Below are 14,396 nucleotides of genomic sequence, written 5' to 3'. Positions count from 1 at the left end.
CATATGTTATGTTAGTTTAATGCTGAAAATTGTATAGTTGTTTTCAAAGGATAGTTGAATTCTTGCTCCATAAGAGTCAACTATCTTTTTTACGTTATAAAGTCCATAGCCGCGATTTTCTCCCCCTTTAGTACTATAACCAGCATTAAATATCTTTCCGATATCATTAAATTCTACTCGTTCTCCAGTATTCCCTATTTCAATAATACAGTCTTCTTCGAAATGTCCTATATTCAAAAATACTTTCTTCAACTTACTTTCTGAATTCAGAACAGCTTCGAAGGCATTATCTAGAAGATTATTTAAAATCTCTGAAAGCTCAAAATCCTTAAAAGGAAATTCAGAATCTCCTTGAATAATGTACTTAAACTCAATATTATATCTTGTTGCCTCATTTATTTTATTGTAGATAATTGCAGTAACCACAGCATTGTTTGTTTGAAGAACCTTTTCCATATTCTCTAAAGAAATATTAAGTGAATTCATATATTGGGATATAGTATTCTTCAAAGTTTTTTCGTCAGCTGTTAGAACAAGGCTATATAGTGTATTTAAATGATTTTTAAAATCATGCTGTCTTCCTCTAACATCCTCTAATAATTTTGAAATTACAGGAGAGTATTTTTTATATTCCTCCAATGACTTCTTAATTTCATTATTTTTCATATGAATTTCAAGGAAAAATAAATTTGCTAAAATAAATATTATTGGAATAACAAGATACAAAGCAATCTCATCTAAAAATTCATATTTTTTAAAATTCCAAACCCACTTTGCAATAACTATATATATGAGAAGATTTACTGAAAAGAAATATATTTTAGAACTTTCCTGCTTAAAAAAAATTAATAATTTTTTATAAGATACATATTTATAAATAAAAAAACTAATAAGCATACATGCTAGGTTTGCAATAAAATAAGGCATGAAATCATCATTAGCAAAAAAAGTTGGAGCTGCTAATCTTAAGAGAATAATTAAAGCAAGCTGCATTATACCGAAAATGGCAAGCATCAAGCCAAACTCTAATAATAAATATTTAATATCCTTTTTGAATACTAGCTTAATAGCTATAAATAAAAACAGATAGTTTATAAAAAACTGTAGGGGCGGATAAATATAATTTGTTAGTATCACTACTAATGATGTAATAATCACGATTATAGCACTTTTTAAGAACCTCTTTTCATATTTTCTATTAATCATGTTCCAAAGCAGCATAAAGCTTCCTACTTCAAGAATTATAAGTATAAATATCTTATAATCACTCATTTTTATCCCCACCCTCAGCATTATTGAACCTATCCATTATATACTTCTTATAGTTATTTCCTAATAATGCAGTTTCCTCAGTATTATAAAAGTGGATTTTAAAAGAGGTTTTATCATTAGTTTTCTCAATCTTATTTATATATTTTAAATTTACCAAATAAGATCTATGGCTTTGAAGAATATTTTTATGATCGATCATTGAATGTAATCTTTTAAGAGATAAATAATCTATTATGAAGGATCCGTTAATGGTATGAATTATTGATGTTCTAATAAATACTTCAACAAAAATTATTTCATCAACAAATATTTTTACCTGAATGTTTTTTACATTGACTATTATAAATTTTTCTCTTATATCTGTAACAGCAATCTGTGACTTACTTTCAAATAGCAGAGTCTTTGTTATTCTTTGAATGTCCTTTTCATTGTAAGGCTTTATAATATAATCATAGCAATGGATTTTCTTAAAGGCTGAAAGCATATACTCCTTATAAATCGTTACAAATATTATCCAAGTTAATTTATAGTCTTCTTTTTTCCTTATTTCTTTAGCAAATCTAAGGCCGGATTCAGTTTTTAAATTAATATCTATATAGAAAAGATCAATCATTACCTGGTCTGCAATTTTAAAAGCTTCATAAATACTTTTGGCTTCATAAACCTTATACATATCGCCTGATTGTTTAATAATATTAGACAGGGTTTTCAACTGAATACAATCATCTTCTAGAATTAATATATTGTACATTTAGTTATCATCCCCCTATTGATTTGTCCTTATATAAGTATTCTATATAATTTTGGGAATACCTTCCTGCGCGTTGTTAAATTAAGTTGAAATTAATGACAGAAATTGGAGCTTTTGTGAATTATTTAATTATTCTAATGAAATATGTGCTACTATTAAATTGCAGAACATATCATTTCTTACCCTATTAAAAAAGTGAGCGGATTGCACCTGAACAAAAATTTATAAAAGGAGTGTGGTTTTGTGAATCTAAATTTTATTACTGCCATATTATGTGTCACAATGTTAGGTGTTGTTGCTATGCTGTTTTGTTTCTGTTATAGGCAGGAGATAATGAAAGCTTTGTTCCAATCAAAAACTACTGTTAAAAATGACGAGTTTTCCTCTGAAATCACATTAAATCTGGACAAAAAAGAAGGCAATAAGTAGCTCTGCCAAGCTTCCTATTGCACTAAGCACAATTATCTAATTTCATAAGCAAATTTGCATAGTCCCGCAATCCGCTCACCTAATTATTATATCACAAATTATGGTAAATAATCAATGTATAATTACATATACACATCATTATTTTAATTATTTGTCTATCCATTTTGTTAACTCACTAGGAGACTTTTTATGAGGTGGTTTCTTTTCCATGTCGGCATAGCCTAAATATATGAATGCTAAAACTTCATCCTTTTCTTTAAGACCAAAGAACTCCTTCATTTTAGGTGCATAACATGCTTTTCCCGTTTTCCAATACCCAGCCAAGCCAAGTCCATGAGCTGCCAGCAGCATATTTTGGATAGCAGCATCTACAGCTCCTATTTCTTCAAGCCTCAAGGCTTTTCCATTTTCAGTTACTTCTGCAGCAACTGCAATTATAACAGGAGCTCTAAAAGGCTTATTACTCTCTTTCTCTAACTTCTTTTTTCCCTCTTCACTTACTATATCAATACCTGACTCCATTACTATATCTACCATTACCCTTGAAAGACTGTTTCTTCCTTCACCCCTTATAACAAAAAATCTCCAAGGCTCTGTAAGATACCTATTGGGAGCATAGGTTCCAGCTTCAATTATTTTTTCTATAAGCTCCTTAGCTACTTCTTTATCTTTAACTTTGCCTATAGATCTTCTAGTTTTAATTGCTTCTAAAACATCCATTTTCTTTCCCCCCTGTTAAGTACGTTATATTTGTAATATTACTTCGGACTTCATTAATTACTTATTCCTTATTTAGATTTAACATTGATTTCATCAAGAGTTAATCCTTTAGTTTCAATACCTGCTATTGCCATGACCAATGCTACCAAAGCAAAAACTATTGTTAGCATAATAAAAACATAGGTAAAGCCAGCCTCTTTGCCATTAGACTCATACACTAATCCAACTATATAAGGAGCAGCTATGGCACCAATACGGCCAACAGCGGCTGCCCAACCAGTGCCACTTCCTCTAGCCTTTGTTGGATAGACTTCCGGAGTGTAAGCATACACCGCTCCCCAAGCTCCAAGACTAAAAAAATATAATAAACAGCCAAAAACAAGGACAGCTGCTACTGATGCAGATTGACCATAAAGGTATGCAGATAAAGCAGTACCTGTTAAGTAAACTACTAAAACTGCTTTGCGGCCAATCTTCTCTATTAAATAGGCTGCACTATAATATCCAGGTAATTGGGCAATACACATAATTAATGTAAATTCAAAACCCTTTACTAGACTAAACCCTTTTCCCACAAGAAGTGTAGGAGTCCATAGAACAAACCCATAATAGCCAAAATTAATACCTAGCCACAGAATCCACAGAACAATGGTACGTCTAACATACTCTTTCGACAACAGATCCAAAAATGAGATGCTAGAATTCTCTTTTACAATTTCTCTTTCTTCAGTTCTTTCATTATTGCTTATTCCAGCCTGCTGCTCCATAAGCATTACAATTTTATCAGCTTCTCGAAAGTTTCCTCTTTGCTCCAAATACCTAGGAGACTCAGGTATTCCTTTTCTCAAAAAGGCAGCATAAAGTGCAGGAACTCCTCCCAAAATAAATCCTATGCGCCAGCCATAAAGGGGAATCAAAAGATAAGCAATTAAAGCTGCGACAATCCATCCCCAAGCCCAGAAGCTCTCAAGCAAAACAACCATTCGACCCCTGGCTTTGGCAGGTGAAAATTCACTTACCAAAGTAGATGCAGCTGGAAGTTCACCACCTAGACCTAAACCCGTTAAAAATCGAAATAGAATTAGTAGCGTAAAATTAGGAGCGAAACCTGAAAGTGCACTGGCTATACCATATAACAAAAGGGTATATGTAATAACACTTCTCCTCCCCCATTTATCTGCAACCATGCCAGCAGCAGCGGCACCAATAGCCATTCCAACTGCTGACGCGCTGCCAAGCAGCCCTAAATCTGCGGGAGTAAGTTTCCAATCCCTGCCAATAGCAGCCATGACGCCAGCAACCATCCCTTGGTCCATAGCATCAAACAACCAGCCTATACCTGTTAGGAACAGAACTTTCCAAAGTATTGGTGTAACAGGTAATCTTTCAATTCTTGCTGAAATATTGCTCATTTATTTTACCCTACCTTCTATCTTAATCTATTACTCTTTTAAATTTTATCCGCTAGGTAATTTTTTATGCGCTAATGAATTCAGTTAGATTTTAGTGAGTTTTCATATTTTCTTTAACTCTAAATTTTACAATCTTGCTTATTAATTCATAAGGTATTGATTTATCTAAAGGAAATTGAACAGAACCTTTACCACCTTTATATTTAGACAACTCATCTTTAAATGCAGCAACTCCACTAGAGGTTGGATAAAAGCCTATATGTTTTTTAAAAGCAGCAAAATATACTAAGATTCCCTGTAATTTAAAGGCAGGCATTTGATAACTTATTACTTCTTCAGCATTAGGTGCTGCCTCTTTAATAACTTTTCTTATATTATTAAGTATCTCCTGAATTTCAGGTGGAAATTGCAAAATATATTCATCTATAGTTTTACAGGTTACTTGCTCCATGACTTCGCCTCCACTATTCTAATTTAAACTTTAATTTACTTTTGCCTCTTAAGTTTACATTATAGAATTCTTAAATAATCTACCATTTAGATAAAATCAAAGAAGCTTAATTGATCACTTTCTGGTAGGCCTTTTAGGCAGCCAAACTTTTTAAGTAAGTCTATACCAGCATTACCGATCTTACCACGCTTTTTTACATCCTCTACAGAGCTTAGTGGCTTTTCTTCATGAGCAGCACTATAAATACCTTCTGCTGCAACATTTCCCATACCTGCAATGCTGTTAAAAGGTGGTCTTAAGCCCTCTTCCTCAACTATAAATTTAGTAGCATTAGATTTATATAAATCAATTGGCAAGAATCTAATTCCTCTTTCATACATTTCAAGGACAATTTCCAAATCATCATACATATCCTTATCTTTAGGAGGGGCTCCATTACCCATCATTTCTATTTCCTTCATCTTTTCCTTAACTTTTTCTTTTCCGAAAATCATAAATTCTGAGTCAAAAGCTTTTGCTCTTATGGTGAAATATGCAGCGTAGTAGGCCATAGGTATGTGTACCTTAAACCAAGCAATTCTAAAGGCCATCATAACATAAGCTGCTGCATGGGCCTTTGGAAACATGTATTTTATTTTTCTACATGAATCAATATACCATTCTGGAACGTCATGTTCCCTCATTAATGCCTCGTATTCAGCCCACTTAACGGGATCCTTTAGAGCCTTTCCTTTACGAACCAGTTCCATAATCTTAAAGGCTGTATTGGGAGGAAGACCCTTCTTAATAAGATAAATCATGATATCGTCTCTTGTACAAACTGCTTCACTTAAGGTAACTATTCCTGCATCTATTAAGTCCTTAGCGTTACCAAGCCATACATCTGTACCATGAGAAAGTCCTGAGATACATATTAAATCAGTAAAGGCCTTTGGCATAGTATCTAAAAGCATTCCTCTTACAAACTTAGTACCAAACTCAGGAATACCAAAGGTTCCAACCTTAGAATTTATCTGTTGTGGCGTTACTCCTAATGCCTCTGTGGATGAGAATATAGACATAGTCTCCTTATCATCCATGGGTATCTTTTGTGGATCCACTCCTGTAATATCCTGCAGCATTCTTATAACTGTAGGATCATCGTGACCTAATATATCAAGCTTCAATAAATTTTGATCAATAGAATGGTAATCAAAATGTGTAGTTATAATATCTGAATCTGGGTCATCAGCTGGATGCTGCACTGGGCAGAATTCAAAGATTTCTCTCCCCTTAGGAACAACTATAATTCCACCTGGATGCTGTCCTGTAGTTCTTTTTATACCCGTACAGCCCTTTGAAATTCTAGTGATTTCTGCCTTGCTTACTGTACGATTTTTTTCCTCATAATACTTTTTTACATAACCAAATGCTGTTTTTTCAGCAATAGTACCTATAGTACCTGCCTTAAAGGTAGTTCCCTTTCCAAATATAACCTCTGTGTATTTGTGAGCTTTTGCCTGATATTCACCTGAGAAGTTTAAATCTATATCTGGTTCCTTGTCTCCATTAAAGCCTAAGAAGGTTTCAAAGGGAATGTCTATGCCATCCTTTGACAGCTTTTCTCCGCAAACCGGACAATTCATATCTGGAAGGTCAAATCCATTTTTAAGTCCATAATCCGTAAAGTCTGAATACTTGCAGCTTTTGCATCTGTAGTGAGGCGGCAGAGCATTTACTTCTGTAATTCCTGTCATATAGGCTACAACTGAGGAACCCACAGAGCCTCTAGAGCCAACTAAATAGCCATCTTCATTTGATTTCCAAACAAGCTTTTGTGCAATGATATACATAACTGAAAAACCATTTTTTATTATGGAATCTAGCTCCTTATCTAGTCTTTGCTGAACAATTTCCGGAAGTGGGTCTCCATATAGTTCATGAGCCTTTCCAAAGGCAATATCTTTAATGGTCTGCTCGCAGCCATCTATGTGAGGCGGACACTTTTCCGGTGAAATAGGACTAATCTGCTGACACATATCTGATATCATATTGGTATTTGTAACTACCACCTCATAGGCTTTTTCCCTTCCTAAATAGGAAAATTCCTGAAGCATTTCCTCTGTTGTTTTTAAATACAAGGGAGCTTGATTATCTGCATCCTTAAAGCCCTGTCCTGCCTCTAATATACGCCTGTATATCTCATCCTCAGGGTCCATAAAGTGAACATCTCCTGTTGCAACAACAGGTTTATTTAATTTTTCTCCAAGAGCTACAATCTTTCTGTTAATTTCCTTTAGAAATTCCTTATCAGGTACCTGCTCTGTCCTTACCAAATAATCATTATTTCCTAGAGGCTGAATTTCCAAATAATCGTATCCCTCTGCAATAGCCTCAATTTCCTCATCAGATTTTCCAAGTAAGATTGCCTGATAAAGCTCTCCTTCACTGCAGGCACTTCCAATAATTAAGCCCTCTGAATACTTTTTATACATACTCTTTAATATACGTGGCTTCTTATAAAAGTAATCTAAATTAGAATAGGAAACTAGTTTATATAAATTCTTTAAGCCAATATAATCCTTAGCAAGTATTATTGCATGATAGGTTTTAAGCTTTTTAAATTCCTCTTTTTTAGCCGCTTCATCAGAGCCGTATATATCTATATCTTGAAGATTTACTGCCCCTCTTTCCTTCAGCTTCTCAAGCATTACTTTAAACACCTTAACTGTTGTATCCACATCATCTAAGGCTCTATGGGCAACTTCCACCTTAATGCCAAGGTTTTTAGCAATTCTTCCTAGTTTATAAGTTTTAAAATCAGGAAAGATTTCCTGTGCTAAAGTTAAGGTATCCAAATAGGTAAAATCAAAATCATAGCCTAATACCTTAGCATTATGCTTTAAAAAACCTACATCAAAGGCAGCATTGTGAGCAACTAAAACACTGTCCTTAATAAAATCCAGCATTTTTGGAAATATCTTGTCTATGGTTTCAGCCTCTCTTACCATATCATCAGTTATATTAGTAACCTCAACAACTCTTAATGGTATAGGCTTTTCAGGATTTACAAAGGTACTAAACTCATCTATTACCTTTCCATCTTTATATTTCATAATCCCTATTTCAGTAATTTTTTCAGTTATAGGTGAAAATCCTGTTGTTTCCAAATCCAGTACGCAGTAGGTAGTATCAATACTTTGTCCCTTTAGGTTTGTTACAGAAGACCTTTTGTCTGGGGCTAAATATGCTTCTACTCCATACAAAATCTTCATATCAGGATTGTCTCTTCCTAAAAGCTTGTGTGCCTCAGGAAAGGCTTGAACTACTCCATGATCAGTTATTGCGACAGATTTCATGCCCCAGCTCATTGCCCTTTTAATTAAATCAGCAGCACTGGTCATTGCATCCATTTGGCTCATCTGGGTGTGCATGTGAAGCTCTACCCTCTTAACCTCTGCCTTATCCTGTCTCTTAAATTTCTTTATCCCTTCAGTTTCTATAATAGTATTTGCTATCATTTCAACCTCTCCGGAAAACTTGCTGTAGCTTGCATTTCCACATACCTTAACACCTTTAGCCTTTTTAAGTCTTGGTATTACCTCTTCCTCTTCGCCAGGCTTTAAAAAGGACTTACAGGTCATGGAACTTGAACCGTCATAGAGGTCAAAGGAAACTAAGGTTTTTCCGCTTTTTAATTCCTTTGCCTCCATATTAGAGATTTCGCCTTCAAGTGCAATTCTTCCCTCATCCGGTGTTATGTCAGTAATTTTAATTACAGCTTCCTTAATTTTAGAATTTCTGCCTAATATGAGTAATGAGTCACCTTTTTTACCTTCTGGTTCTGTCTTTGTTTCTACTTTCTTTTCAGTAACTTCCTTTGGCAGCTTTGGAGTATCCACTATTTCCTTATGAACCAGCATAATTTCACTAGCACGGGTCTTCTCTTCCATCCTTAATAATTCTTCACTGCTTACATTATCAATAAAATTTATTTTATATTCTGTGCCATATAAACTTTTTATGGCATTATATATCTTTTTATCATAATCCATGGCTTTTAGAAAATCTGAAACAGCTATTTTAAAATTAAAATTTATAGTATTCTTAATAACTTCATATTCGCAATTATTCTGCACTGATTTTAAGGCGGGATATTTACCAGATAGAGAAATAATAATATTTTTCAGTTCCATGCCTATTGGCTTTTTATCTGTTCCATCAGCATAATTTACAGTGATTATAGACTCTTCTATGCTAAACCTTTCTCTTATAAATCTATTAAAGGGTTCAAATTCTTTTATCTCAATATATTTATCAGAGCTTAGCTTCATTTCCAATGCTTTAGTTTTCTTACTAAAGACTACAGATTCTACAACAGCAGTATTTATACTATTCCCTGCTTTATAATCACTAAAAATTTCATTTATTCTTTTCATAATATCTTAACCTTCTCCCCAAAATTTTTAGTATGATATTATTATATAAGAAGGCACATTTTTTGTCATGTAGCAAAAAGGATGTATTGAGTCACATTTTATGAAAGAGTACCCCATACATCCTTTTTATTTATTTAACAATTAAATTTTACGATATTTATATTGCGGCCTGCCAATCTTACCGTATTCAACTAATTTATCTACCTTATTTTCTTTTTCCATATATTCTAGATACCTTCTAACTGTTACCCTTGCTATGCCTAATTTTTCTGCCAGGTTCTCTGCAGTAAAATCATTATTAACATTTTTTTCAATTTCATCCCATATGGCTCTATAGGTATATTTATTAAGTCCCTTTGCAAATTCATCTTCATTTTGAGATATGCTGTGATTAGATTTTAACTTATCTAAGACCTTTTGTTCAAAAGAATCATTTTTTTTAAATTCATAGAACCTGCTCTTAAATTGAATAAGTGATTCTTTAAATCTCTCAAAACTAAAGGGCTTTATTAGATAGTCTATAACTCCATATCTTAAAGCTTCCTGTATTCTTTCAATTGATTTATCTGCCGTAATTAAAATAATATCTATATCTAATTCTTGTCCCCTTATCCATTTCAAGAAGTCAATGCCGTTTTCTTTAGGAAGATAAACATCTAGTAATATTAAATCTGGCTTTTTAATGGATATATATTTTTTTGCATCCTCAAGATTAGATACTGCTTTATACAAAATAAAGCTTTCTACTCTTTTTAAAAACTTAGTATTTATTTCCCTAACCATAGGATCATCTTCTATAATCATTACTTCAATCATTCTTTTCCTCCTTTCAGTGGTCACACTGGGTAACTTAAGATGTTCACTTCCGTTCACAAGTTACCCGTAAAAGCCCATTTAGGGCTTTTACCTCCTTTCAGTGGTCATTCTGAGTAGTTTAACCTACTCGTCAAAGGTCATTTAGACCTTTGGTCTCCAGTCATTGGTATGGTTATATTCCAATTAACCCCTTCATTAACATCAAAACTTATTGTACCTTTAGCCTCATCTATTATTTTTTTTACAATGTACATACCATGGCCGCGCTGACCATCCTTAGTAGAGAACCCTTGCTCATAGATTTTCTCCCTATACTGAGGTGGAATTCCACCCCCATTATCTCTTACTATTAAGCTTAAGAAATCTTCATTTTGCACTATTTTTATATATATAAACCCAGTGCCGTCATTTTTAACTTCATCTAGAGAATTCTCTATTAAATTTCCTACAACTGATACAATATTTTCAGAAGTCATATGCAAAGGTAGCCTTGTAAGCTTTGATTTTTCGTCTATTAATAACTTAACTCTTGCTTCCTCAGCTTTATTATACTTTGCTAAGAGTAGAGCTGATAAAGAAGAATCTTTTATATTCTCTGTTAAAATGTTGCTTATATTACTTCTTACTTTTGCTACATCTGATATAAACTCTATAGCTTCCTGGTACTCTTCCAGCTGTATAAGTCCTGAAATGGTATGAAGCTTATTCATAAATTCATGATTCTGAGCTCTTAAGGACCAAGCCAATTTTTTAACACCTGTGAGCTCCTCAGCCATTTTGGTAATTTCTGTTTTATCTCTAAAACTTGCAATAGCTCCTATAACCTTCCCTTTATTCATTATAGGGATTCTATTAGTCATTATTATGGTATCATTTATCCTCTGCTCATTTTCAAATTCAGATTTTCCTGTTTCTATGACATTAATTAGATGGGTGTTAGGAATAACCTTTTCTATGTCCTCTCCTATAATTTTATCCCTATTAATACTATTTTCAAAGTGCAATATGCTTAAGGCTGAATCATTAATAAGAGTAATTTTTCCTCTATGATCAACAGCTATTAATCCTTCATAAATGGCATCGAGAATTCCCATCTTTTCATTATATAATTTTGTTATCTCCTCAGGTTCTAGTCCCAGCAAGGTGTTCTTTATGTTACTGGCTAATAGAAAAGCACCTATTATCCCTACCATAAGCCCGCCAAGGCTAATAAAAATTATATATAAAATAGCTGTATGCTTAGCTTTTTCTATGCTGCTGTAAAGTGTACCAACTGAGACAAAACCTATCTCATTCTTATTTTCATCATATATAGGGGTAAAAGCTCTCAAGGATTTTCCCAGGGTCCCAGTAGCCTCAGAAATATAGGTTTCTCCCTTTTGAACTACTCTAAGTTCATCTCCTCCCACAAACTTTTTCCCCAGCATATCTGGATTTGGATGAGAATATCTAATTCCCTCCTTATCCGCTACAGTTATATACTCAATCTGTTTTAAATTCTTAAGCTGCATATTGACATAAGGTTCAATAACTCCCTTAGGATCCTTAGCCTCCAGAGCATCAACTATCTTACTGGAATGTGCTATCATCTCAGCTACATTCATAATATTAGTTTCAGCCTTGCTTTCAATATTTCCAGTCATCCATGAGGCTACAAATGGAATTATTATAGATATAGAAACAAACACTACTGCGGTAACCAATAAGGTTAGCTTTGTTTGAAGCTTCATTGCTTTTTTCATATTCATCACCTAAGCCTTGTACATGCAAATTAAAGTTTTGTAAATAAAAAGGTTAAAAACACGGAATATATTCTTCCGTGTTTATTTTAACTTATTGTCTAAAAATTATAAATAATAATTTTTATATTTATGCAACAGCGTTATTTAATTTTTTAGTTTTTTTATTTTTAAGTACTTTGAATACATAAGAAACTATAAATGGACAAATTATAGCAGATACTACACATGACGCTGCAACTTGCGCAGTAGCTATTGTTGCTATTGCAGCTAAGGATGGGTCTGCTGCTGCAACCGCAGCTGGTGTTGCTACAGCATTCCCTGCTGTTGACCCTGTTGCAAGGCCAATTATAGGCTCTTCTTTAAATAATTTAAGAAGTATAAAGGCTCCTATACCAGTAAAGGCAGCTATTATTCCAAGTAGTATACCAGGACCTCCAGCCTTTACAATTGTTGTAAGATTCATTCCTGCTCCTAATGGGAATGAAAAGAATGGGATTAATAATAATTTACTGCTACCAAGGAAAGCTCTCATATCAGAATCTAGATTTCCTAAAATCATTCCTATTATAATTGGAACTAATACAGCTACAAGTGCCATAAAAGGAATTTGAGCAAGTCCTGATGCACCTAAGGCAACTAATGTAAAAAATGGACCATCTTTTATAGATAGTAGTGCATACGCTCCTACATCAGTTTCATCACCATACTGTGAAGCTAGAGATGCATATAATCCACCATTACAATTTGTTAATGCTGCAAGCACCGCTAGTGGTGATAAACCTAATACTCCAGCAGGCCCGAAGACTTTTCCTACAATTATGCCAATACCGGCACCTACTATAAATTTACCTGATATTAATAGTGCACCTTTTTTTAATGCCTTTGGTGCTAATTTGAAATGAATTTGTGAACCAATTAAAAACATAAAACAAGCCAAAATTGGTGTTGATGCAGCTGGTCCAAATAATCCACTTGTAAAACCACCTATTTTTAGAAACTTAGGAAAGAATGTATTAACTAATACCCCTAAAAAAAGTGGAACAACCATCATGCCGCCAGGAATTTTATCAATTGTTTTCTTAATTGGAATTTGCATTTTTACCCCTCCATTTATTTTTAATTTATAATCTAGCTACGCCTGTTCTTCTTGCAGCGTCTGCAACTGCCTTAGCAACAACTGTGGTTACGTTTTTATCAAGTATGCTTGGGATGATGTTTTCATCATTTAAATCTTCATCTTTGATATAACCAGCTATAGCATATGCAGCTGCAACTTTCATCTCTTCATTTATTTGCCTTGCTCTTACATCAAGTGCCCCTCTAAAAACTCCAGGGAATGCAAGTACATTGTTTACTTGATTTGGAAAGTCTGAACGTCCTGTTCCCATAACTCTAACGCCTGCTTCTTTTGCAAGGTTTGGCATTATTTCTGGTGTTGGATTTGCCATAGCAAATATTATAGAATCTTTAGCCATGGTTCTAACCATTTCTTGAGTAACTATTCCAGGTGCTGAAACGCCTATGAACACGTCTGATCCAGCTATAGCATCACTAAGATTTCCTTTTACATTGTTAGGATTGGTTATTTCAGCAAGTGCCTTCTTAGCATCATCTACATTTTCTATTCCTCTGTAAAGGATACCTACTTTATCAACTGCTAAAAGATTTTTAACACCTGATGCAAGAAGCAATTTGGATATTGCTGTTCCTGCTGCGCCAGCTCCATTTACAACAACCTTTACATCTCCGATTTTCTTTCCTACAACTTTAAGAGCATTAATAAGTCCAGATAAAACTACTATTGCTGTTCCATGCTGGTCATCGTGGAAAACAGGGATGTCCATAATTTTTTTAAGTCTTTCTTCGATTTCAAAACATCTTGGTGCTCCAAAATCCTCTAGGTTTACTCCGCCAAAAACCGGAGCTATATTTTTTACTATGGTTACAATTTCATCAACGTTTTGAGTTTCAATACAAATTGGAAATGCATCTATTTCTCCAAATTCCTTAAAAAGAACACTCTTTCCTTCCATAACAGGAATTCCAGCAGTTGCTCCTATATTTCCAAGACCAAGAACAGCACTTCCATCTGAAATTACAGCAACAGTATTGCCTTTACTTGTATATTTATAAACGTTTTCTTTATCCTCATGAATTTTTCTACAAGGTTCTGCAACCCCTGGAGTATATGCTAAGCTCAAATCATCTCTTGTTTCCACTTTCACTTTTGATACTACTTCTAACTTTCCAACATTCTTTTCATGTAATTTTAAACTTTCTTCAAAATAATTCATTTTTAAACCCCCCTTTTAATTTTTATATAATATTTTGTAACCGTTTGCTTGAATAAATAATAGCATCCACTTTTTATTATTTGAATATTTT

Annotated in this window: 11 protein-coding genes; 1 reads left to right on the top strand and 10 read right to left on the bottom strand. The window is 33.7% G+C overall.

All coding sequences use genetic code 11. The features are described 5' to 3' along the window. Positions 1 to 6 precede the first annotated feature (6 nt). Together ACJDUH_RS04985 and ACJDUH_RS04980 are read right to left on the bottom strand one after the other, a co-directional pair. The gene (locus tag ACJDUH_RS04985; protein ID WP_406764054.1) at positions 7 to 1,272 is read right to left on the bottom strand and encodes a sensor histidine kinase; all 1,266 of its coding nucleotides are present in this window, start codon (positions 1,270 to 1,272) and stop codon (positions 7 to 9) included. Next, positions 1,265 to 2,023: a LytR/AlgR family response regulator transcription factor gene (locus ACJDUH_RS04980; protein ID WP_406764053.1), complete on the bottom strand. Its 759-nt coding sequence runs from the start codon at positions 2,021 to 2,023 to the stop codon at positions 1,265 to 1,267. The genes ACJDUH_RS04985 and ACJDUH_RS04980 overlap by 8 nt, the downstream gene beginning before the upstream one ends. Before the next feature lie 243 nt (positions 2,024 to 2,266). Between ACJDUH_RS04980 and ACJDUH_RS04975 the strand changes: the two genes are divergently transcribed. After that, a complete protein-coding gene (locus ACJDUH_RS04975; RefSeq protein ID WP_406764052.1) occupies positions 2,267 to 2,452 on the top strand; it encodes a hypothetical protein in 186 nt (61 codons plus the stop codon). Positions 2,453 to 2,599: 147 nt separating this feature from the next. Here the strand turns inward: ACJDUH_RS04975 and ACJDUH_RS04970 are convergent, their stop codons facing one another. The 8 genes from ACJDUH_RS04970 to ACJDUH_RS04935 all read right to left on the bottom strand — a co-directional run bounded on the left by ACJDUH_RS04970 (position 2,600) and on the right by ACJDUH_RS04935 (position 14,305). Further along, positions 2,600 to 3,172, bottom strand: a complete 573-nt coding sequence (locus ACJDUH_RS04970; RefSeq protein WP_406764051.1) for a nitroreductase family protein — start codon at positions 3,170 to 3,172, stop codon at positions 2,600 to 2,602. Between the two features lie 68 nt (positions 3,173 to 3,240). Next, on the bottom strand, positions 3,241 to 4,584 hold the full coding sequence (locus ACJDUH_RS04965) for an MFS transporter (protein WP_406764050.1): 1,344 nt from the start codon (positions 4,582 to 4,584) through the stop codon (positions 3,241 to 3,243). A 91-nt stretch (positions 4,585 to 4,675) separates the two neighbouring features. Beyond that, entirely contained in the window at positions 4,676 to 5,035 is a 360-nt protein-coding gene (locus ACJDUH_RS04960; RefSeq protein ID WP_406764049.1) for an iron chaperone, read from the bottom strand. An 86-nt stretch (positions 5,036 to 5,121) separates the two neighbouring features. Next, on the bottom strand, positions 5,122 to 9,453 hold the full coding sequence (gene polC, locus ACJDUH_RS04955) for a DNA polymerase III subunit alpha (RefSeq protein ID WP_406764048.1): 4,332 nt from the start codon (positions 9,451 to 9,453) through the stop codon (positions 5,122 to 5,124). Positions 9,454 to 9,594: 141 nt separating this feature from the next. Beyond that, positions 9,595 to 10,269: a response regulator gene (locus tag ACJDUH_RS04950; protein ID WP_406764047.1), complete on the bottom strand. Its 675-nt coding sequence runs from the start codon at positions 10,267 to 10,269 to the stop codon at positions 9,595 to 9,597. 137 nt (positions 10,270 to 10,406) lie between these two features. Next, on the bottom strand, positions 10,407 to 12,011 hold the full coding sequence (locus tag ACJDUH_RS04945) for an ATP-binding protein (protein ID WP_406764046.1): 1,605 nt from the start codon (positions 12,009 to 12,011) through the stop codon (positions 10,407 to 10,409). 127 nt (positions 12,012 to 12,138) lie between these two features. After that, complete coding sequence (locus ACJDUH_RS04940) at positions 12,139 to 13,107, bottom strand: 2-keto-3-deoxygluconate permease (protein WP_406764045.1); 969 nt, start codon at positions 13,105 to 13,107, stop codon at positions 12,139 to 12,141. A gap of 25 nt (positions 13,108 to 13,132) precedes the next feature. After that, positions 13,133 to 14,305 (bottom strand): NAD(P)-dependent malic enzyme, encoded by a 1,173-nt coding sequence (locus ACJDUH_RS04935; RefSeq protein WP_406764044.1) that lies wholly within the window; start codon positions 14,303 to 14,305, stop codon positions 13,133 to 13,135. Positions 14,306 to 14,396: the final 91 nt, after the last annotated feature.

The organism is Candidatus Clostridium radicumherbarum (assembly GCF_045310525.1).
Taxonomy (GTDB): domain Bacteria; phylum Bacillota; class Clostridia; order Clostridiales; family Clostridiaceae; genus Clostridium_AT; species Clostridium_AT radicumherbarum.
The sequence above is the reverse complement of the archived record's forward strand: the minus strand, read 5'-3'. Positions and strand labels throughout refer to the sequence as shown.